General features: G+C 39.8%; 23 protein-coding genes. 18 read left to right on the top strand and 5 right to left on the bottom strand.

The window, feature by feature from the left end; genetic code table 11:
* Positions 1-266: 266 nt before the first annotated feature.
* Positions 267-869: a hypothetical protein gene (locus AC1M9C_RS11430; RefSeq protein WP_180028962.1), complete on the bottom strand. Its 603-nt coding sequence runs from the start codon at positions 867-869 to the stop codon at positions 267-269.
* 297 nt (positions 870-1,166) lie between these two features.
* On the opposite strand from AC1M9C_RS11430, the gene AC1M9C_RS11425 reads away from it, so the two are divergent.
* From AC1M9C_RS11425 to AC1M9C_RS11410, 4 genes are all read left to right on the top strand, one after another.
* Positions 1,167-2,867, top strand: coding sequence for an NAD-dependent malic enzyme (locus AC1M9C_RS11425; RefSeq protein WP_035268988.1), 1,701 nt, complete (start codon positions 1,167-1,169; stop codon positions 2,865-2,867).
* Positions 2,868-3,024: 157 nt separating this feature from the next.
* On the top strand, positions 3,025-5,940 hold the full coding sequence (locus tag AC1M9C_RS11420) for a type VI secretion system Vgr family protein (RefSeq protein ID WP_481953723.1): 2,916 nt from the start codon (positions 3,025-3,027) through the stop codon (positions 5,938-5,940).
* Positions 5,933-7,687 (top strand): glycoside hydrolase family 19 protein, encoded by a 1,755-nt coding sequence (locus AC1M9C_RS11415; RefSeq protein WP_481595195.1) that lies wholly within the window; start codon positions 5,933-5,935, stop codon positions 7,685-7,687. Before AC1M9C_RS11420 ends, AC1M9C_RS11415 begins: the two co-directional genes overlap by 8 nt.
* Complete coding sequence (locus AC1M9C_RS11410) at positions 7,684-8,076, top strand: hypothetical protein (RefSeq protein WP_481595194.1); 393 nt, start codon at positions 7,684-7,686, stop codon at positions 8,074-8,076. The genes AC1M9C_RS11415 and AC1M9C_RS11410 overlap by 4 nt, the downstream gene beginning before the upstream one ends.
* 52 nt (positions 8,077-8,128) lie before the next feature.
* On the opposite strand, the gene AC1M9C_RS11405 is transcribed toward AC1M9C_RS11410, so the two are convergent.
* Positions 8,129-9,049, bottom strand: a complete 921-nt coding sequence (locus AC1M9C_RS11405; RefSeq protein WP_481953722.1) for a Dyp-type peroxidase — start codon at positions 9,047-9,049, stop codon at positions 8,129-8,131.
* A 160-nt stretch (positions 9,050-9,209) separates the two neighbouring features.
* On the opposite strand from AC1M9C_RS11405, the gene AC1M9C_RS11400 reads away from it, so the two are divergent.
* Both AC1M9C_RS11400 and AC1M9C_RS11395 read left to right on the top strand, forming a co-directional pair.
* Positions 9,210-9,830, top strand: coding sequence for a LysE family transporter (locus AC1M9C_RS11400; protein WP_481589356.1), 621 nt, complete (start codon positions 9,210-9,212; stop codon positions 9,828-9,830).
* A gap of 33 nt (positions 9,831-9,863) precedes the next feature.
* Positions 9,864-10,346 (top strand): hypothetical protein, encoded by a 483-nt coding sequence (locus tag AC1M9C_RS11395; RefSeq protein ID WP_481953721.1) that lies wholly within the window; start codon positions 9,864-9,866, stop codon positions 10,344-10,346.
* A 17-nt stretch (positions 10,347-10,363) separates the two neighbouring features.
* Here AC1M9C_RS11395 and znuB read toward each other — a convergent pair whose 3' ends face one another.
* The 3 genes from znuB to AC1M9C_RS11380 are packed head-to-tail and all read right to left on the bottom strand — an operon-like array spanning position 10,364 to position 12,426.
* Positions 10,364-11,164: a zinc ABC transporter permease subunit ZnuB gene (znuB, locus tag AC1M9C_RS11390; protein ID WP_481953720.1), complete on the bottom strand. Its 801-nt coding sequence runs from the start codon at positions 11,162-11,164 to the stop codon at positions 10,364-10,366.
* A gap of 3 nt (positions 11,165-11,167) precedes the next feature.
* Entirely contained in the window at positions 11,168-11,956 is a 789-nt protein-coding gene (gene znuC / locus AC1M9C_RS11385; protein ID WP_481953719.1) for a zinc ABC transporter ATP-binding protein ZnuC, read from the bottom strand.
* A complete protein-coding gene (locus tag AC1M9C_RS11380; protein WP_481953718.1) occupies positions 11,935-12,426 on the bottom strand; it encodes a transcriptional repressor in 492 nt (163 codons plus the stop codon). Before AC1M9C_RS11380 ends, znuC begins: the two co-directional genes overlap by 22 nt.
* Before the next feature lie 138 nt (positions 12,427-12,564).
* Here AC1M9C_RS11380 and AC1M9C_RS11375 point away from each other — a divergent pair, with 138 nt between their 5' ends.
* The 12 genes from AC1M9C_RS11375 to AC1M9C_RS11320 all read left to right on the top strand — a co-directional run bounded on the left by AC1M9C_RS11375 (position 12,565) and on the right by AC1M9C_RS11320 (position 22,058).
* Positions 12,565-13,407 carry a metal ABC transporter solute-binding protein, Zn/Mn family gene (locus AC1M9C_RS11375; protein ID WP_481953717.1) on the top strand — a complete coding sequence of 281 codons (843 nt, stop codon included), beginning with the start codon at positions 12,565-12,567 and terminating at the stop codon, positions 13,405-13,407.
* A 169-nt stretch (positions 13,408-13,576) separates the two neighbouring features.
* On the top strand, positions 13,577-13,969 hold the full coding sequence (locus AC1M9C_RS11370) for an ATP synthase subunit I (RefSeq protein WP_035268179.1): 393 nt from the start codon (positions 13,577-13,579) through the stop codon (positions 13,967-13,969).
* A 111-nt stretch (positions 13,970-14,080) separates the two neighbouring features.
* Positions 14,081-14,956: a F0F1 ATP synthase subunit A gene (gene atpB, locus AC1M9C_RS11365; protein ID WP_035268181.1), complete on the top strand. Its 876-nt coding sequence runs from the start codon at positions 14,081-14,083 to the stop codon at positions 14,954-14,956.
* Positions 14,957-15,036: 80 nt separating this feature from the next.
* Complete coding sequence (gene atpE / locus AC1M9C_RS11360) at positions 15,037-15,291, top strand: F0F1 ATP synthase subunit C (protein WP_035268188.1); 255 nt, start codon at positions 15,037-15,039, stop codon at positions 15,289-15,291.
* A 38-nt stretch (positions 15,292-15,329) separates the two neighbouring features.
* Positions 15,330-15,800: a F0F1 ATP synthase subunit B gene (locus tag AC1M9C_RS11355; protein WP_035268191.1), complete on the top strand. Its 471-nt coding sequence runs from the start codon at positions 15,330-15,332 to the stop codon at positions 15,798-15,800.
* Positions 15,801-15,811: 11 nt separating this feature from the next.
* On the top strand, positions 15,812-16,348 hold the full coding sequence (locus AC1M9C_RS11350; protein ID WP_035268194.1) for a F0F1 ATP synthase subunit delta: 537 nt from the start codon (positions 15,812-15,814) through the stop codon (positions 16,346-16,348).
* A gap of 47 nt (positions 16,349-16,395) precedes the next feature.
* A complete protein-coding gene (gene atpA, locus AC1M9C_RS11345; RefSeq protein WP_035268197.1) occupies positions 16,396-17,940 on the top strand; it encodes a F0F1 ATP synthase subunit alpha in 1,545 nt (514 codons plus the stop codon).
* Between the two features lie 89 nt (positions 17,941-18,029).
* On the top strand, positions 18,030-18,899 hold the full coding sequence (gene atpG, locus AC1M9C_RS11340) for a F0F1 ATP synthase subunit gamma (RefSeq protein ID WP_035268202.1): 870 nt from the start codon (positions 18,030-18,032) through the stop codon (positions 18,897-18,899).
* Positions 18,900-18,925: 26 nt separating this feature from the next.
* Positions 18,926-20,320, top strand: a complete 1,395-nt coding sequence (atpD, locus tag AC1M9C_RS11335; protein ID WP_035268203.1) for a F0F1 ATP synthase subunit beta — start codon at positions 18,926-18,928, stop codon at positions 20,318-20,320.
* A gap of 26 nt (positions 20,321-20,346) precedes the next feature.
* Entirely contained in the window at positions 20,347-20,766 is a 420-nt protein-coding gene (locus tag AC1M9C_RS11330) for a F0F1 ATP synthase subunit epsilon (protein ID WP_035268205.1), read from the top strand.
* A gap of 205 nt (positions 20,767-20,971) precedes the next feature.
* Positions 20,972-21,619: a hypothetical protein gene (locus AC1M9C_RS11325; RefSeq protein WP_481953716.1), complete on the top strand. Its 648-nt coding sequence runs from the start codon at positions 20,972-20,974 to the stop codon at positions 21,617-21,619.
* Complete coding sequence (locus AC1M9C_RS11320) at positions 21,603-22,058, top strand: hypothetical protein (RefSeq protein WP_481953715.1); 456 nt, start codon at positions 21,603-21,605, stop codon at positions 22,056-22,058. The genes AC1M9C_RS11325 and AC1M9C_RS11320 overlap by 17 nt, the downstream gene beginning before the upstream one ends.
* Positions 22,059-22,198 lie beyond the last annotated feature (140 nt).

Genomic DNA, 22,198 nt, shown 5'->3' with positions numbered 1-22,198 from the left:
TTATCGAAAAATTAATGTCGCAGAAAAACGACAAATATAGCAAATTTAGCGCTCATTAGCGAAGCAGATTTGCGTTGAATAAAACTTATCCGACATAAAAAATAATAAAATCAGTTTTTTTAATCACTATGCGCTATTTGCAGAATTAACGATGATGAAATTAATCTTTTACATCTAATGCATATCGATGATTGAATTGAGCCTGATTGTCTTTATCTCATTTAATGTGAATTTAAATAGAAATCAGGCAATTTTATGACTCGAAATTAAGCCATACACGTGACAGGCTTATTTAGTAATTCTGCTTTACCATTTTGGAAAGTGTATAACTTAGATGCATGGAAGATTTTAATGGTTTTGGCCTTTTGAGCAGCAGTTTGAAATGTCGCTAATTTTTTTTGATTCGCCAAACTAAAAGGATTTCCGTAATTCTTATTGTCGAGTAGTACTTGGATCGTTCCAACTTCAGGCTGAAGACTATTTAAAATTTCTGATCCTTCCGCATTTTGTATGCTGAGACTTGGTTTTTGGACACTATTCTTACAATTTAAGCGCAGGAACAGCATGTGACCATCAACTGCTTTGTTTTGTAAGTCATAAATTCCTTGAAGGTCATTTTCGATATATACCCACTGACCAATCGGCATATTTTGTTTAAGTTTCTCAATTTGCTCGAGTGTTGTTTTACTAATATCGACAATGCCTTTTTTATCAATTTCAGGGGTCTTATCGGCGCGTGCTAAACCCACCATTGAAAGTGCTTTATCACCGACCTTTGAGGTCGTGTCAGTGATGGTTTGGCAACCCGTTACATTTAGCAGTGAAATAATAGTTAATGGCAAAATGGCAATTTTAGCTGTAATTTTCATGTGGATCTAATAATGAAGTAAAAATACGATTGAATCCGATATTAGCTGAATCGTTCAGATTAGTTTGCAAAAAAAAGTTAATAAACATGAATAATACATTTGAAATGTGACAGTTTTATCTAATTTTCTATCAATAGAATGATGGATTGAAGTTATAAAATTTAAAAATACTGCCAATATTATTATCAATTTTATAAATATACATTTGTCTTCATTTCGGCTTAAGCTATTTCTTAAATAAATGGTAAAAATGAAATGAAAAAGGTCTGAATTTAGGCCTGATCCATGAGATTAGAGATGACAACTGAACACACTGAAGTAAAACACCCTCTTTATACCCCTTATGCTGGCTTTACTTTGCTTGAACTACCTCTTCTTAATAAAGGCTCTGCGTTCACTGAGGAGGAGCGAGCGAGTTTTAATCTAAACGGTTTGCTGCCTCATGTGATTGAAACGATTGAAGAGCAACACCAACGTTCATATCAACAATTTACGTCATTTCATGACGACATTAATAAGCATATTTATCTGAGAAATATACAAGACACCAATGAGACTTTGTTTTATCACCTCATAGAAAATCATTTATCAGAGATGATGCCGATTATTTATACCCCAACGGTAGGTGAGGCTTGCCAACGATTTTCTGATATTTACCGCCGTCATCGTGGTGTATTTATTTCATATCCTGATCGTGCCAACATTGACGATATTTTACAAAATGTGAATAAGAACAACGTCAAAGTCATTGTAATCACAGATGGTGAACGCATTCTTGGTTTAGGTGATCAAGGGATTGGTGGGATGGGAATTCCAATCGGAAAATTATCTCTCTATACCGCATGTGGTGGTATTAGCCCAGCGTATACATTACCCATTACATTGGATGTAGGAACCAATAATGCACAGTTGCTAAATGATCCAATTTATTTAGGTTGGAATCAGCCTCGTATTAGTGGCGATGAATACTATGACTTTGTGGATGACGTACTTCGTGCGATTAAACGCCGTTGGCCAAAAGCTTTGATTCAATTTGAAGATTTTGCTCAAAAAAATGCAATGCCATTGCTGGAAAAATATCGTAATCAATATTGTTGTTTTAATGATGATATTCAAGGCACTGCTGCTGTTGCAGTCGGCAGCTTAATCGCAGCAAGTCGTGCTGCAGGAAAGCAATTACGTGACCAGAAAGTGGCATTCTTGGGTGCTGGTTCAGCGGGCTGTGGTATCGCTGAGCAAATCATTGCGCAAATGGTGGCTGAAGGTTTGAGTGATGCTGAGGCAAGATCAAGAATCTATATGGTCGATCGTTTTGGATTATTGACCGATAATCAACCAAACCTTTTAGATTTTCAGCGTAAACTGGTTCAAAGTTCAGAAAATGTATCCGCGTGGGCTGATGCGGAAGGCATCATTTCATTGCTAGATGTTGTAAAAAATGCACACCCGACTGTGTTGATTGGTGTTTCTGGACAACCGGGTCTGTTCACTGAAGAAATTATTCGAACTATGGCATCCAATTGCGAGCATCCTATTGTATTGCCATTGTCGAATCCAACGTCGCGTGTAGAAGCCGTACCAGCAGATATTATTCAGTGGACGGACGGTCGCGCTTTGATTGCAACTGGTAGTCCATTTATGCCAGTTAATTATCAAGATAAGCTACACAATATTTCTCAGTGTAATAACTCTTATATTTTCCCAGGGATTGGCTTAGGGGTGATTGCTGTGCAGGCAACGCGTGTTACAGATAATATGCTGATGGCATCAAGTATGGCGTTAGCAGATTGCTCTCCAAAATTGCAAAACCCTGACGACGACTTACTTCCTGATCTCAATGATTTGCAGAAAGTCTCCCGAATCATCGCGTTTAAGGTTGCAAAAGCGGCAATTGAGGATGGTGTTGCTTTGCCATTGAGTGATGAGCTGATCGAAAAAAGTATTGAAGATAATTTCTGGAAACCTGAATATCGCCGCTATAAGCGAATTCCATTTTAAAAAACTTGAATTTTCAATATAAATTGATTGGAAATAAATAGGAATCAATGCGTTGGTTCCTATTTTTTTTGTTTAGAATAATTACAATATTTAAAAGCAAGATCGAGCGGAATACGCTACAATTTTCAAAAATCATAATAATAGCTTTAATCATTCTATGCTCAATAATATCAATTCAATTATAGAAGGCTTGGGTCTGAGCCCGCAAAAGCGCGCGTTACATATTAAATTTTCTAATCCAATATTAGATAGCCAAGTTTTCATTCAACGAATTCAGGGTCAACACTTTATTAATCAAGGCTTAAAAGCTGAAGTATTATGCTTATCGACGAATGCGCATTTACAACTTAAGCAATTCATTGGTTGTTTAGTGGCTGTCGATCAAGTTACGGATCTTGGAAAATTAGCTCGGACTACTGGGATCGTGACAGGGGTGAGCCAAGGTCAAAGTGATGGAGCGTTGACCTTATATAAGTTGACTGTTGAAGATGCAACTTCACTTTGGCACAAACGCCGTAACAGTCGCGTATTTATGAATAAATCCGTGGTCGAAGTGATGGAAATCCTCTTTGAAGAATGGCAAAACAAAAGCCCACTCTTTGCCTCTAGCCTCAGCCTAGACCACAGTGGATTACAACAACAATACGACATCCGACCCTTTATCATGCAAAGCAACGAAAGCGACTACGACTTTCTGACTCGCTTACTACGCAGTGAAGGCATTAACTGGCTCATTGATGAAGCCCAACCGATTGTACCGAGCAACAACAGCCCGATCGAAGCACAAAAGCTCCGCCTGATTGATGACAACAGCCAATACCAAGCGCTTAACCGACGCAACATCCGCTACCACCGTAGTGATGCGACAGAACAATTTGATACCATCAACAGTTTTATTGGACAACGCAGCCTACAACCCACCGCAGTCCACCTACAACGCTGGCAAGCCACAGCCCTCGAACAAGAAGAAGGTGCAGGCTCAGTCCAAAGCAAACACCAACACAGTGACCACCAAGACAATGCCAGCCTAGGCCTCGAACAAGCATGGCACATCAGCCCTGCATGGATCCAAGACCTCAAAGGCGAAGACCAAGCCACCGCATCAGGCAACAGCCAAGTCGAAAAACTCAACCAACACCTTAGCGACTACTACGCTGGACAAAGCAAACAATTCATCGCCAAAGCCAGCGTCAGAGACAGCCAAGTCGGCTACTGGTTCAAACTCGATGGCCATCCAGAAATTGAACAACACAGCGGAGCTGACCAAGAATTCCTCATTGTTGGCAAACGCTACTACAACCAAAACAACCTACCCAAAGACTTAGACCAACAAGTCCAACAACTGCTACAACGCAGCCAATGGACGCCAAAACACAAGACAAACACCAACCAAGCAACCCACACGGACCAAGAACGCCAAGCCAGCGAACTCATCCTACAACGACGCAACATCAAAACCGTACCCGAATACAACCCCTTACAACATCGACCCAGCACCCATCCCCAACGCGCCAAAGTGGTGGGACCTGCAGGAGAAGAAATCCATGTCGATGAATGGGGACGTATCAAAGTACGCTTTCTGTTTACCCGAGCAGAAGACCACCAATTTGATGGTGGTGCCGGCAGTAACAACAACGATACCGATTCAGCTTGGGTCGATGTACTGACCCCATGGGCAGGCGAAGGTTATGGCGCACGCTTCCTTCCTCGAATCAATGAAATCGTGGTTATCGACTTCTTTGACGGCAACATCGACCGCCCCTTTGTGGTGGGCCGCCTACATGAAGCCCAACGCAGCCCAACCCGATTTGACAGTCAAGGCCAATTGCCGGACACCAAAAAACTCGCAGGGATTAAAAGTAAAGAAGTCCAAGGCGAAGGCTATGGACAACTCCGCTTTGATGACACCACAGGACAAATCTCCACCCAACTGCAAAACACCCACGGTGCGAGCCAACTTAACCTAGGGAATCTCAGTCATCCCAAAGCAACCGCAGAAAGTGAAGGACGCGGCGAAGGCTTCGAACTTAGAACCGACCAATGGGGTGCAGTACGAGCGGGCGAAGGCATACTCATCTCCACCTACAAACAAGAACAAGCCAAAGCAAACCATCTCGATGCAAGCGAAGCCAAACAACAACTCGAAAGTAGCTTAAACAATGCCAAAGCCTTAAGTGAAGTGGCAAAGAATCAACAAACTGATCCACTGAGCTTACTCGAAAACCTACAGGGCTATCTCAAGAACTTAGAGAGCGAAGACCAAAGCAAAGCCGCGGCTTTCAAACAAGCGATCATGCTCTTGGCTTCACCAAGTTCAATTGCCGTAGAAAGTAACGAAGACATCCACCTCAGTGCAGATGGGCAGATCAACCAGATTGCGCAAGGAAGCATTAACACCAGCACCCAAGACAGTATCATCGGACATGCCAGCAAGAAGATCAGTTTATTTGCAGCGCAAGAAGGGGCACGACTGTATGCAGGCAAAGGCAAGATCGAGATTCAAGCGCAAGGGGATGGTGCTGATCTGATTGCAAGAAAGGGTGTGCAGATTATTTCGACGGAAGATCGAATTGAAATTAAAGCGGCAAAAAAAATAGTGTTGATCGGGGGCGGCTCACAGATTGAAATTAGCAGTTCGGGAGTTTTACCTACCACAGCTGGCAAGTTTGAAGTCAAAGCTGGACAGCATTTATTTACAAGGGGGGCAAATATTATTTCTGAAAAGTATGCTTTACCAAAGATACAAACTCCTTATAGTAATCAAGTGGATTATAAGTGGGGAAAAAGCTCATTAGGTAAAAAGGAAATCTACGTTCTAAATAAAAATAATGACAATTTATTAAAAACTAATTTTGGATTTTTAGATAGTGAAAAAGAAATTAGCTCTTTACGTTTTTATACATCAGAGTCAGAGAGTTTCGTAGCTTTAGGCTTTAATTCTAACTATGTAACTTTAAAACAGAAGGGTCAAGTTGAAGAAAATATAGATGAATTACTAGAAGAAATAGATGATTTCAATGAGTCAGTAGATTTTGATAGTGTTTATGCTAAAGAGGATTTAGAAGATGAGTAATTTAGTCACACTTGTAGCTAAATTTTATGATCATTCTGGTCGATATTTAATTAATTTAAATGTACAGTCTAGGTATAAAGGCTCTTCTAGAGCAAATAGTCAGAAAACAGACTCTAATGGGTTATTTATTTTTCAGGCATCTCCAAATAGAACTGTAGAAATTCTTGTAAAACCTCCAAACTCTGAAAGATATACTATTTTTAAAACGGTAAATAGCTCAATCAAGTCTTCAACTAAATTGCCAATAATAATCAAATTACCAAAAACTCTCGAAGAATATCAAACCAGGTTATTATCAAAACCTGATAATGGTATGGTGGTTACTTTATTTAAAATTGTTGATAGCAACGATAAAGTTATGACTAACTTTCCTGTTAAATCAAGACCTAAGGGAAGGGCTTCTTCTTATGAACGTTACACTAATCAACATGGTATTGTGGAGGTAGTATCTTCTCGTAATAGAGATATTGAAGTTTTAGTGCTAAAACCAAATGATCAATTTGTTGTGAAAAGTTCAGTTAATTCAAAAAATGGTTCATTACAACCGATTATAATTAAATTAGATGATTCTTATGAAAAGTTTAAAAGTACATCTATTTTGCACTTGTTGGATCGAGATGGGAGTGATTTTTTAGTTCAAAAGACAAAAGTTGAAATGCTATTAGTTCATTCAGGTCAAAAGCAAATTTTATCTATATCAAATGGTAAAATGCCACTTATAACAATGGTAGGTCAGCAGTTGAGATTCACTGTTTTTAAACCTGATGGCAAAGCATTGGAGCCTGTTAACTACTTCGCAAAAAGAGTTAAAGAAAGTCCTGTTGAATTACATTTAGATGTTGATATATCTAATGGGAATACTGCTCAAGGAGATCCAAATGTTACTAGAACGCTAAATAGTGGTGAATGTGCATGTAATAGGGATATTACAATTAGTGAATTTAAAACAATAACAAATAGTTCTACTGCATTAGAGTTCTTAAGCGATCTTAATGAGCAATTTAAGAAACTTAACATGAATAATTGCTTAGAAAAAGCTCACTTTATCGCACATACATTACATGAGACTGCTGGCTATCGTCTTCTAGAAGAAGGATTAGGAGGAAAACCGGAGAGTAGTGTTTATGATGGTTACAAAGGACGTGGTTTGATGCAGATTACGTACAAGTCAAATTATGAGGGTTATGGAAAGGCTGTTAATGAAGATTTCACAGAAAATAATAAACATCGAATTGCTAAGGAAAAAAAACATGCAGTTGGATCAGCAGTTTGGTATTGGCATCACTCTAAAGCAGGGAATTTATCACCGCATGCTATAAAAAATGATCTAATCGCGACCTGTGCATTAATTAATGGAGGATATAATGGATTTGATGATAGGTTGTCTTATTATAAAAAGGCAGTAGATGCATTTAAAATTAAAAAATGTACTAACATTGAACAGGAAGTTGTAAGACGCTTAGATGATTATACTTCTTTTGAACAAAGTTATATTTACTCTAAGAGGGCAGGTGAGTGTTTTGGGTGGGGATTATGGAATGATCCTCAAGCCAATAAAAAGGGAAAATCAAAAAATGTAGAGCAAGCAAAAAAAGGATATGCTCGATTCCTTGAAATGAGCAAAGATCAAGCATATCCTTTTGGTACTACAAAGGATAAAAAGGGTAACACAATAAGTCGTAAGCGATATGGCTATAGTGCAGATGCAGCAAAATTATTAGCTACTAAAAGGTTAGAAGAACTGTGAAAAAAATCTTATTTATTTATTTTATTCTCGTATCTTGTACTCAAAGCTATTCAAAAAGTAATGATTATTATTGTTTTTCAAATAAGAATACAGTTTTACTGATACCAAGTGACTACCCTAATTTACAATATGTAAAATATTATCCTTATTTAAAGAATATAAAGATATCTAAACCAGTTAAGACTGTAGAGGAAGATATGGGTGAAAACTCTAAACCTGAAATCTACCGTACAATGAATGAAATTATAAATGGTAAAGTTTCAGGGCAATATACATTTATGTCTCAAGGGTATTTATTATACGATGTTACTTATAAGAATTTTAAGACAAAGAAAATAACTCAATTCAATAAAATATCTTTAGAAATCAAGGATATTAACTGCTTGTAGTATTTAGTGATTGTAATATTAATAAAGCCGACGAGAGTCGGCTTTCTATTGTTTAATCTTCCAATACCTTTTCTAGCAACTCTTCACTTGGGGCAAAATAATAAGCTCCGTCTAAAGGCGCAACAAAGTGCAATAAGCGATCATGAATACCATCGCCACTAGTTCCAAACATACGTGTCAGCATGCGATCAATACGTGTTAAATCTTTCGTATAAGCGATAAAATACAAACCTTGATCACCACGTCCATCGCCATACGGTAAAGAATGACGAAGAATTTCAAGCTCCTCACCTTCATCATCTTCAACAACGGTTCGAGCCACATGTGCATTGTCAGGTTTAACATCGTCATCAAGCTCTATGCTTTCGAGTTTGGTGCGCCCAATCACTTGCTCTTGTGCATCAACTTTAAGTTTTTTCCATTTATCTAGATCATGACGATAACGTTGAGCAAAAACGAATGAGCCATCAGTGAAAATTCCTGTATTTTCACCTAGTAAAGCTGTTTCAGCACGATCATCTGGAAATTGAGGGTTTTCGGTGCCATCAATAAAACCAGTTAAATCTCGACCATCAAAATTTCGGAAGCACACGCGCTCATCTAAAACCTCAACCAAATCCTGAATTCCTTCAAAAAAAGCTTGGCTTAAGGCAAAACAAATATCAGTGCGCTGTGCTGCGATATGGATTAAAACATCAGCAGGGACCACAGGCATGGTGAAAGAGCCTTGAATTGGTTCAAGCTGTTTAAAACCTTTTGGTTGGTGAGGGTAAAGTTGTGACCAAAGTTCTGGTCCAAAAGCCACCGCAGTTTTAATTTGAGCATGAGGATGTTGAGTAATTAAGCGATCACGAGTCGTAAAGAGATCTTCAAGTTTTTCTTTTAGTTGATCTATTGATAAATCTTTTAAACGCAAAGTGATAAAGCGAGCATGATCTGAAGGTAATGGTAAGATTACGGATTGGGAAGTCATTCATGGCTCCTGAAATTATAATATCCTAATTTTGCTGATCACATTGTGCCTGATCATCATAGTGCTGAACAGACAGACGTTTAAAAAAACATTCAAATTTTAAATCTTAAAAAAGTCGAATTGTCATATAATCTCATCAAAATAAATCTCCCAAATCGTTATGTCTTATCAAATGTGGTTTGCCTACATGCTTGCATGTTGGGTTATTAGTATTTCGCCTGGTGCAGGTGCTATTGCATCAATGTCTAGTGGTTTGAATTATGGATTCAAACGAGGTTATTGGAATGCAATTGGTCTGCAGCTTGCACTTTTGGTTCAAATTGGAGTTGTCGCTGCGGGAGCAGGCGTACTTTTTGCTACGACTCCTTTGGCATTTTTGATCGTCAAATGGTTTGGGGTTGGGTATTTATTATATTTGGCATATTTACAGTGGAAAGCCCCAGTACAGTCCATCGAAATTCAGACTGATTTAAAGCAAAAGTCAGCGATGAAGCTAGTAATCAGCGGTTTCTTTGTCAATATGAGTAATCCAAAAGCAATTGTATTCTTATTGGCAGTATTGCCACAGTTTCTGGATCTTTCAAAGCCTCAATGGCCACAATACCTCATCATGGCTTGTACAATGATTGCTATCGATCTTATCGTTATGGCTGGATATACAGGTCTTGCAGCGAAGGTATTGCGTTTACTTAAATCACCTCGTCAACAAAAAGTGATGAATCGTACCTTTGCAGGTTTATTTGCAGGTGCGGCTTTTTTATTGAGTTTAGTGCATCAATAAGACACAATAAAATAACGAATGAGGGTTATTTTATTGAAAATTATAATATTAATTTTGACTATTCTGTTGGGGCTCGGCTTAATTTCAACCCCCTATATCTGGGCGTATTTTTATTTACAGCCTGAAAGTGTGTGGGAATGGATCAAGTTTGTGATGTGGGGCGCGGGTGTTGGCATATGCGCCACATTTGGTCTTACAGTGATTTTAATTTTGATCACCACCCTTATAAAAAAAATGATTGTGGATGATACTTCGCAATATAAGATGTTTTTCAAACAAATGGTTTATTTGATGTGGATCAATGTGGTCTTATTTATCACGGCTGCAATCGGTTTACTATTCGAATGGTTGCCTTTCTATATTGTTGAATATTGGTTTATGCCTGAGACCTTTTTTGGCTTTTGGCATGTGATATGGATAAAAGGCCTCATTAATTTATTGGTTATGGTGGTTTTTTTATTCTCTTGTTATATCTTTCTCTGTCTTCATAAATATTTTATAAAGAAGCAAGATTAATGAATAGCCCAAATAAATCAGGCTATTTTTTTAAATTTTTGAATGATAAAAATTACAGCAAATACGATTGCCATGGTTAATACAATGCTTAAACCTGTCGCAATATTTAAACCCGCACTCGACCATAAACCCACAGTCACACCAATTTGAGCCACAATAAAAGACCATAGCACCATATGTTTAGGTGAGTGTGCTAAAAGTCTTGCGGTTAATGCAGGTATAACCAATAAAGCACCCATGAGTAATGAGCCTACTGCACGTAACGCTAGTACTGTAAATAAGGCAAGAAGCAGCATAAAAATAAGGCGCTGCCATTTCGCATTCACACCTTCACTTACCGCAATATCAGGATCAATCGCAATTTGAATTTGAGATTGCCAACTTTTACAGAGTACAGAGAGTGCAATGACAATCACCAGTGCAAATGTCGGTAAGTCGGACCAAGATATTGTTAAAAGATCGCCAAATAAATAACTGAGCAACTCCGGTCTTAGCGCAGGGAGGTGTTGGATGACCAATAGTCCTGAGCAAAGCAGCGTTGCTGAACATAACGCAAGTAATGCATCGTTGGGCAGGCGAGGATCATGTAATACCCAAAGGACTGCGACCAAGAGTAACGCGGTAAACGTAACCCCCATCCATAAGGGGAGGGTGAGTAAGCCAGCAATCGCCACACCCAAGAGAGTTCCATGCGCCATTGTGTCTGCAAAGAATGACATACGACGCCATAACATAAGACAACCAAGCGGTGCAGTTAGAAACACTAACAATGTTCCCATAATCCATGCGGGTAATAGAAGTTGTAACCATTCCATCATGATCTAAGCTTCCGGTTCTGGATGAATATGGGGACGAGGATCATGTTGACATGGCGTTGCTGTATCACCATGTGCACAATGATCGTGATGATGTTGGTAGAACACCCGATTAGTGCCGAAAATAGCCTGATACTCAGGGTCTTGTTGAATATTTTCAGGTAAACCGCTACAGCATATATGTTTGTTGAGGCATACCACTCGCTGTGTACCTTGCATCACCCATTGCAAATCATGAGAGACGATTAAGATTGAGCAACCGTAGCGCTCAGGTAGACTTCGAACATAATCATAAAGTTCAGCTTCAGATTGAATATCTAAACCTTGCATCGGTTCATCGAGTACTAATAAGTTGGGTTGACGCAGCAGAGCGCGTGCTAAAAGAACACGCTGGCGTTCTCCACCAGATAGCTGTTGGACTTTCGAGTCTTGTAATTTTGAGATCCCAGTATCTCGAATAATTTCTTGTTTAATCGCAAGATCACACTTTTCTAAATCAAGTAAATCTTTCACGCGAAGTGGCAAGCTGTGGGATGGATTGAACTTTTGAGGGACGTAAGCAAGTTTTAAGGCTTTATGATGTTTAATTTGACCAGAATTGGCCTTCACAATTCCGAGAATCACTTTGATAAGCGTAGATTTACCCGCCCCATTGGGGCCAATGAGGGTAATAATTTCTTTGTCATGAATCTGAAAGTCAACATTTTTTAAAATGTCTCTTTCATCAATTCGCACATTAATTTGCTGCAATTCAATTAATGGCAATGCAGAACTTACTGAGAGCACTGCTGACATAATCCTGAAATCTCAATAATGCTATGCTGAGCCTGAAAATGATCAGAGGAAGCCAGTTGATCAAGTTGTTGAATCAGACCAAGAGCTGAAGCCTCTTTCACTGTATTGCATTTAGAGCAAATGAGAAAAGCTGCTTGATGTCCAGCACGAGGATGGCAGCATGGAATATAGGCATTAATTGAAGTTAAACGATGAATAAAACCGTTTTCGAGCAAAAAATCGAGGGTGCGGTAAACGGTTGGAGGTGCTGCTGGACGTTCAGCATTACCTTTTAATTTTGCCAACAAGTCATAAGCGCCCATAGGCCCTGAGGCAGTTAAAATTAACTCTAAAACTTCTTTGCGAAGCGGAGTCAATTTAGCACCTGAAGCAGCACAGCTTGCTTCAGCTTCTAATAAACGAGCTTCAACATTCGGGTGATCATGCACACCGTGTAAAGTATCATGATGTTCGTGTGAACATGCGCTCATGGACTGACCTCAAGACTTCGAAAAGGGAAGGGGATATCTCATAAATAGTATCATGAGACCTTGCAACTTACGAACAGCATAGGCATTTTTAACTGTTTGTTATATTATAACGTCAAAATTCGAGTGGTAATTAATTTCATGTTGCGTCTGCTAGCACTATGCTTTACAGCATTATTCACAACCTTGGCTTGGGCACAAGCACCCTTGGTGGTTTCGACACACCCAGTGTATTTGATTGCAAAAGAAATCACTCAAGGTATTGAAGAACCAAAATTGTTGCTAGAAAATCAAACAGGGCATGATGTTCATCTGACCCCTGCGCACCGTAAATTAATTCAGGATGCTGGATTGGTTATTTGGCTTGGTAAAGCGCATGAAGCGCCATTAGAGAGTATTTTGGCGAAAAACTCTAAAGCAGTTGCCTTATTGAATACAGGAATATTGCAAACATTGCCGCTTAGAAATAGTCGAGGGGACGTAGTAAAAGGAACTGTCGATACTCATGTATGGTTAGAACCAAATAATGCAGTTCGTATTGGCTTTTTTATAGCGGCATTACGCTCACAACAACAACCTGAGTTTAAAGACAAGTATTGGAGTAATGCTAAACTTTTTGCACATGAGATGCTGAAAACCTCACAAAGTGTAAAACTCAATCATGGTGTTCAGCCGTATTGGTCATTACATGATGCATACCAATACTTGGAGCGTGCGCTGTTGCTAAAATTCGCTGGTGCGATGACAGAAGACCCACATATGGCACCTACAATTGCTCAAATCAAATATTTAAAAGACAATCGCCCACAGCAAAAGATGTGTCTTTTGGCTGAAACTGTAGCTAATAAGAATCAATATAAGTCTCTAGGTCATGTGAATTTTCTCGCAGTTGATGAGAGTTTTACTAAACATCAGAATTTTATAACAGCATGGCAGACTCTAGCGATACAAGTACGTGCATGTGTAGAAAAAGCACAAAAGTGATGTAAAAACAGCCGATAATTGTATAAGTGCTCAGCAATAAACGATCTAAAAATACCAGACTTAGGTCGGGAAAAGATTGCATGTTCAGGGGTGTAACTCTATAATGCCTGCGATTAAAAATAATCATCAGCTAAACTTGTCAAGCATTATTGCTGTGAGTGGATAATAAATGAGCCGAACTAGTCGCTTGATTGACCGACGATTAGCGAAAGCTTTAGTCATCTTGCAAGCATGTATGATACCTGTTTCAGCCTTGATAGCGTGGGTCTTGAAAGACTCGACTGCGGCTTTGAGTGCAGCATTAGGTGCATTCGTATGTTGGCTAGCCAGTTGTTATTTTTCATGGCAGTCGTTCAGAGCTGCAGGTGCAAGAGCTTCGAAACAGGTTCTATCGAATATGTATCGGGGGTTGCTCGGTAAGTTTGGAATTGTGATTGTTGGCTTCATTTTGATTTTAATCAATGTGAAACCGTTGTCAGCGGTCGCATTGTTTTGTGGTTTCATACTCGTTCAGACCATGTCGTGGGTCGCACCTTTTTGGGCGTCGCGTCTATCAAAATGAGTTGAATCGCAACGAAAAATTGAAAAGTTTTTTAGATGTTTAACGAGATATCAAGCAGCACGCGATATTCGTTAACTCTAATTTGTATTTGACATTAACCAGGTGTGATTTATGGCTGCTGAAGAACATACCCTTACCTCGTCTGAGTATATTCAGCATCACTTAACGAACATGACCTATGGTAAAGCACCAGATGGTACGTGGAAGTTAGCTGAGACTGCTGAAGAAGCGAAAGAGATGGGGTTCACTGCTATTCACTTGGATTCTATGGGTTGGTCAATCGGCCTTGGCGTCATTTTCTGTTTGTTGTTCTGGTTAGTAGCGAAAGCTGCAAACTCTGGTGTTCCGACCAAGTTCCAGGCTGCAATTGAAATGATCGTTGAGTTTGTTGACTCAAGTGTTCGTGATACCTTTCATGGTAAATCACGTTTAATCGCGCCTCTAGCTCTTACCATCTTCGTGTGGATTTTCCTCATGAACTTGATGGACCTTATCCCTGTTGACTGGATTCCTTATACAGCTCAACACATAATTGGTGGGCTATTCGGTATCGACCCGCATCATGTTTACTTCAAGATCGTTCCATCTACTGACCCTAACGTAACCCTTGGTATGGCGTTATCAGTATTTGCGTTAACTATTTTCTATAGTATCCGTGAAAAAGGTCTTGTCGGTTTCGGTGCAGAATTTGCGCTTAACCCATTCAATCCAAGTAACCCATTTTTAAAAGCATTATTAATTCCAGTAAATATTCTTCTTGAATTAGTAACTTTTATCGCGCGTCCAATTTCATTGGCTCTCCGTTTGTTCGGTAACATGTATGCGGGTGAATTGATCTTCATTTTGATCGCATTATTACCGTTCTGGATTCAATGGGCGTTGTCTGTGCCTTGGGCAATCTTCCATATTCTTGTTATCACGTTACAAGCATTCATCTTCATGATGTTAACGATCGTGTATATGAGTATGGCTAGCGAGAAGCATTAATTAATATTTGCTCGACTACACTATGTAGTTGGGCTAAAGTTTTTTTGTTTGATTTAAACTCAACCTCTGAGGATTTTTTCATGGATTTAGTAGTTGGCTTATCTGCTGTTGCAGCTGCTCTTTTAATCGCGTTCGGTGCTTTAGGTACTGCGATCGGTTTTGGTCTTTTAGGTGGTCGCTTCCTTGAAGCTGTTGCTCGTCAACCAGAATTGGCTCCACAACTTCAAACTCGTATGTTCTTAATCGCGGGTCTTCTTGATGCTGTGCCTATGATCGGTGTTGGTATTGGTTTGTTCATTATCTTTGCAAATCCGTTCATCGGCCTAGTAGGTTAATTAGCTAAATTCCGAAATCAACTATTTGAGGAATAGCAATGAATATTAACTATACTCTGTTTGGTCAAGCGATTGCGTTTGCGATCTTTGTCGCATTCTGTATGAAATTCGTTTGGCCTCCACTAATCAATGCGATTAGTGAGCGTCAGCGTAAAATTGCTGATGGCTTAAATGCAGCTGAAAAGGCGAAAGCTGATCTTGCAGATGCGCAAGCTCAAGTTAAAGCTGAATTAGATGCAGCAAAAGCACAAGCGGCTCAATTGATCGAACAAGCGAACCGTCGTGCGGCTCAATTGGTTGAAGAAGCTCGTACTCAAGCATCTGCTGAAGGTGAGCGTATTCGTCAACAAGCGAAAGAAGCTGTTGACACAGAGATCAATGCTGCTCGTGAAGAATTACGTCAACAAGTTGCAGCTCTTGCTGTTGCTGGTGCAGAGAAAATTCTGAACCAACAAGTTGATGAAGCAGCTCACAATGCCATGCTTACTCAGCTGGCTGCTAAACTTTAAGCGAGGCGATTATGGCTGAACTCTTGACGTTAGCACGCCCGTACGCTAAAGCAGCATTTGCTTTCGCTTCTGAGCAAGGTGCAACTGACAATTGGTCAAATGTGTTACAAGTGCTTAGTGCTGCGGTGCAAGATGAAGCATTTTCCGCTTACTTGAGTCGCCCTGAGCTTACTCCTGTGGAGCAAGTAAGTTTATTTGCTAAGGTTTTAGGTGCAGATCAAACTGCTGAAGTGTCTAACTTTTTGACACTTTTGGCTGAAAATGATCGTTTAACTTTGTTACCTGAGATTGAAGCAGAGTACGAACTTCTTAAATCACAAAATAACAATGTGGTAGATGTCGTGATTGAATCTGCATTACCACTTTCTGCTGAACAAGAGCAATTACTTGCATCTGCGTTAGAGAAACGTTTCAACGCTGCTGTAAATGTTTCAGTAGAAGTTAACCCAGCGTTAATCGCAGGTGTTGTTATTCGTGCAGGCGACCAAGTGATAGATGATTCTGCGCTTAATAAGCTTGAAAAAATGCGGACTCGTCTTCTTGCATAATTGCGTAAAAAGAAGACTGAACTTAATAAAGATTGAGGTATAGCGCAATGCAACAACTGAATCCATCCGAGATCAGTGCGCTCATTAAACAGCGTATCGGCGATCTGGACACCAGCGCGACCGCTAAGAACGAAGGAACCATTGTTATGGTTTCCGACGGTATTGTGCGTATTCACGGCCTTGCTGATGCAATGTACGGTGAAATGATCGAATTCGACGGCGGCTTATACGGTATGGCACTGAACCTAGAACAGGATTCAGTGGGCGTCGTTGTTTTAGGTAACTACTTAAGCCTTCAAGAAGGTCAAAAAGCTCGTTGTACAGGTCGTGTATTAGAAGTTCCGGTTGGTCCAGAACTTTTAGGCCGTGTAGTAGATGCTTTGGGTAACCCAATTGATGGTAAAGGCCCAATTGATGCAAAATTATCTGATGCAGTTGAAAAAGTTGCACCAGGCGTAATTTGGCGTCAATCGGTAGATGAGCCTGTACAAACTGGTTATAAATCAGTTGATACAATGATTCCAGTTGGTCGTGGCCAACGTGAATTAATCATCGGTGACCGTCAAACTGGTAAAACAGCAATGGCGATCGATGCGATCATCGCACAGAAGAATTCTGGCATTAAATGTATCTACGTTGCAGTTGGTCAAAAACAATCTACTATTGCAAACGTTGTACGTAAGTTAGAAGAAACTGGCGCTATGGCGTATACGACTGTTGTAGCAGCAGCGGCAGCGGATCCAGCAGCAATGCTTTTCCTTGCTCCGTACTCTGGCTGTACAATGGGCGAATACTTCCGTGACCGCGGTGAAGATGCGTTAATCATTTATGATGACTTATCTAAACAAGCAGTTGCGTATCGTCAAATTTCATTGCTTTTACGCCGTCCACCAGGTCGTGAAGCTTACCCAGGTGACGTATTTTATCTTCATAGTCGTCTACTTGAACGTGCTTCTCGTGTATCTGCTGACTATGTTGAGAAATTCACTAACGGTGAAGTTAAAGGCCAAACTGGTTCATTAACTGCATTACCGATTATTGAAACTCAAGCGGGTGACGTATCTGCATTCGTACCAACGAACGTAATTTCGATTACTGATGGTCAGATCTTCTTAGAAACATCATTATTCAACGCAGGTATTCGTCCTGCTGTGAACGCGGGTATCTCTGTATCTCGTGTTGGTGGTTCTGCTCAAACTAAGATCATCAAAAAATTGTCTGGTGGTATCCGTACTGCTTTAGCACAATATCGTGAATTGGCTGCGTTTGCTCAGTTCGCTTCTGACCTTGATGAAGCAACTCGTAAGCAACTTGAGCATGGTCAACGTGTAACTGAATTAATGAAGCAAAAACAATATGCTCCATATTCAATTGCTGACCAAGCTGTTTCTGTATATGCATCTAACGAAGGCTACATGGCTGACGTAGAAGTGAAGAAAATTGTAGACTTTGATGCTGCATTAATTTCTTACTTCCGTTCTGAACATGCTGCGTTAATGCAACAGATCGATGAAACTGGTGATTGGAACAAAGACATCGAAGCAGCATTCAAAGCTGGTATTGAAAGCTTTAAAGCGACTCAAACTTACTAATTTTCAAACTGTTGAAATTTAGTGTCGGTTTGGTTCACGGAATCAACCTTCGAGGGCTCGAAAGGGCCTTCGAATACTAGGTTAAGCGTATGGCAAATTTAAAAGAAATTCGCGCCAAAGTAGCTAGTATCAAAAGCACGCAGAAAATTACTCGCGCGATGCAGATGGTAGCAGCTTCTAAGATGCGTCGTGCGCAAGAGCGCATGGCTCAGGGCCGTCCGTATGCCGAAAATATGCACCGTGTAATTGCTCATTTAGTACAAGCGAACCCTGAATATAAACATCGTTATATGGTTGAACGCCCAGTTAAGCGCGTTGGCTATATCATCGTGTCATCAGATCGCGGTCTTGCTGGTGGTTTGAACATTAACTTGTTCAAGAAAGTGGTAAAACACGTTCAACAGCAACAAGAGCAGTCAATTGAAGTTCAATTTGCTTTGATTGGTCAAAAAGCGGTTTCGTTTTTTAAAAACTACGGCGGTAAAGTACTTGGTGCAACCACTCAAGTGGGTGACACTCCAAGTCTTGAACAGTTGTCTGGTTCTGTACAAGTCATGTTGGATGCATACGATAAAGGCGAATTAGATCGCATTTATTTGGTGTCTAACGGCTTTGTAAATGCCATGACTCAAAATCAAAAAATCGAACAACTTGTTCCTTTAGCAGCTGCTGAAGACGACAAGACTCTTAACCGCCAATACGGTTGGGATTATATCTATGAACCAGAAGCTGAAGAGCTTTTAAACGGTTTATTGGTTCGTTATATCGAGTCTGTGGTATACCAAGGTGTGATCGAAAACATCGCGTGTGAGCAATCTGCTCGTATGGTTGCAATGAAAGCTGCAACGGATAACGCGGGTGAATTGATCAAGAACCTACAACTTATTTATAACAAGCTGCGTCAAGCCGCGATTACTCAGGAAATTTCTGAGATCGTTGGTGGTGCCGCTGCCGTTTAACATTATTTTGAATTGAGGAGACAGCAATGAGTAGCGGTCGTATCATTCAGATCATCGGCGCGGTTATCGACGTCGAGTTTGAACGCAACAGTGTTCCTAAGATCTATGACGCTCTTCAGGTTGATGGCACTGAAACTACATTAGAAGTTCAGCAACAACTTGGTGACGGCGTTGTACGTACAATTGCGATGGGATCTACAGAAGGTCTTAAGCGTGGTTTGAACGTAACTAACACAAACGCCCCGATCTCTGTACCAGTTGGTCCAGCGACGCTTGGTCGTATCATGGACGTTCTTGGTCGCCCGATCGATGAAGCTGGTCCTGTTGCAACTGAAGAGCGTTTACCGATTCACCGTCAAGCGCCTTCTTATGCAGAACAAGCTGCTTCTACTGACCTTTTAGAAACTGGTATTAAAGTCATTGACTTACTTTGCCCGTTCGCTAAAGGTGGTAAAGTTGGTCTGTTCGGTGGTGCCGGTGTTGGTAAAACTGTAAACATGATGGAGTTGATCAACAACATCGCTAAAGCGCACTCAGGTTTATCTGTATTCGCTGGTGTTGGTGAGCGTACTCGTGAAGGTAACGACTTCTATCACGAGATGAAAGACTCTAACGTTCTTGACAAAGTAGCAATGGTTTACGGTCAGATGAACGAGCCACCAGGTAACCGTTTACGCGTAGCGTTAACTGGTCTTACTATGGCTGAGTATTTCCGTGATCAAAAAGACGAAAACGGTAAAGGCCGTGACGTATTATTGTTCGTAGACAACATCTACCGTTATACACTAGCAGGTACTGAAGTATCAGCACTTCTAGGTCGTATGCCATCTGCAGTAGGTTACCAACCGACACTTGCAGAAGAGATGGGTGTTCTTCAAGAACGTATTACTTCTACTAAGTCTGGTTCGATTACATCTATCCAAGCTGTATACGTACCTGCCGATGACTTAACGGATCCATCTCCAGCGACTACGTTCGCTCACTTGGATGCGACAGTTGTATTGAGCCGTGACATCGCTTCACAAGGTATTTACCCTGCGATCGATCCACTTGACTCTACTTCACGTCAATTAGATCCATTAGTTGTTGGTACTGAGCATTACGAAATCGCTCGTTCAGTTCAAAACGTTCTTCAACGTTATAAAGAATTGAAAGACATTATCGCAATTCTTGGTATGGACGAATTGTCAGAAGAAGACAAGCTTACTGTATACCGTGCACGTAAGATCCAACGTTTCTTCTCTCAACCGTTCCACGTAGCAGAAGTGTTTACTGGTGCTCCTGGTAAACTTGTACCGCTTAAAGAAACTATTCGTGGCTTTAAAGGTCTTCTAGCTGGTGAATACGATCACATCCCAGAACAAGCGTTCTATATGGTTGGTGGTATTGACGAAGTTATTGCTAAAGCCGAGAAACTTTAATTAGCTACCTAATTTAGGAGGTTCTCATGGCGACTATGCAATGTGACGTTGTAAGTGTTAAAGAGTCTTTGTACTCAGGCACTGTAACTATGCTAATTGCTAAAGGTGCTGGTGGTGAGTTAGGTATTATGCCTGGCCATGCTCCACTAGTAACTTTACTTCAACCGGGCGCGATTCGCGTTCAGTTGGAGAATGGTACAGAAGAATTAATCTATGTATCTGGTGGTGTTCTTGAAGTTCAACCGCACGTTGTTACGGTTCTTGCAGATACTGCAGTCCGTGCAGAAAACTTAGATGAAGCTGCAATCGTTGAAGCACGTAAAAATGCTGAAACTTTGTTAGCAAATCAAAAGAGCGATTTGGACGCTGCTGCTGCTTTGGCTGCGCTTGCAGAAACAGCTGCACAGTTGGAAACCATCCGCAAAATCAAAAACCGCGCTCAATAAGAGACGGTTTGAGATTGAAAAACCACCCGAAAGGGTGGTTTTTTTTATATATATCTATTTAGAATATGATTCATTTAACACTTTATTGAAAATCTGTTATAAATGTTTATTGTACAGGTTAGTTTAAATAGCTTCTCAAAAATGACAAATGTTTAATTATTAATAGTTAAAAATAAATTTTCTATATAGCAGTTAGGTTTAAGACATGATTAAAAAGTTTGTATTTACTATATCAATCCCTATTGTGCTATTTGGTTGTTCTGTCACTACGACCCCAAATGGAAAGCAGGTAGACATGTTACCGCTTATTTCAGATAAAAATAGATATTTAAATGTAGATGATAAAAATTTGAGTAAAGCAGAGAAGCTTGAAAATTATTCAAATCAGCTATCTGAATTTTATGGTAAGCAAAATAGTGCATATATTAGAGTTCTACCACGTCCTTCATATCAAACAAATGATCGGTTTACCCCTATCCCATTCATGGTTTATGAAATTGACTCCAATCCAGTGAAAATATTCGAAAATACAATGTTTAATCCAAACAATGTTCGGATAACAGAATATGCTCAACATGATCTAAGAATTCCAATTGGAAAGCACGATTTAATTATTGTAAATGGGCTTGGGAATTCACGTTGGTTTACAAAGATAGATGAAGTAAATTTTGAAAAAGATAAGAAGTACGTTATTGGTGCAGATGTGAAAAAAGGGCAAAATGCTCAAATTTTTATAGCAGAATACGAAATAGATAATCGATTTAAAGTCGTAGAACCCGAACACTTCATTATTAAAAAGAAAATTATCGAAAATATACCAATAGGGAATTTAAAAAGTGTCAAAGTTTATTAAAACTCCATTCACAGTCATTATGATTTCAATACTTGGTTTACACGGATGTGTCAGAATGATGTATCCGACATCTGAGACGGAATTAATGAGCAAATCGATCAATGGAGGAGTAATTACCGATTTGGAGATAGATTATGTTCAAGCCTATGCGAATTTAAAGCAGGCGTATAAACAATGTGTTGAAATCAAAGATGTAAATGGTTCATTAACTGTGAATTCATATTTAGATCGCGATAAAAAGATGGGTACTTTTACGGGTAATTTGCCTTATGGGGCGCTTTTCTTTAAAACGACTTTAGAAGCTACGAGTGAGAATTCAACAAAAATAACTTATTATGCGACAAAAATGTCAGCTTTGAATCAAAAATTGTTTCATAAGCGCATTGAGCAAGATCGTATTAGAGCTTTGGGTCAGGATAATAAATGTAATAAAAATTAGATATCCTTTTTGAGATGGGGGTGTATGTAAACTCCCCATTCCCAACAATCTTTACCTTAAAAATCTGATCAAGCCCTTCATCTAAACTCGGTACTTCTAGCTTTTGATAAATCGCTCGAACACCCAATTCAGGAATATTA

The organism is Acinetobacter sp. 24-47-39 (assembly GCF_056783825.1).
This window is presented reverse-complemented; position numbering and strand designations above follow the sequence as displayed.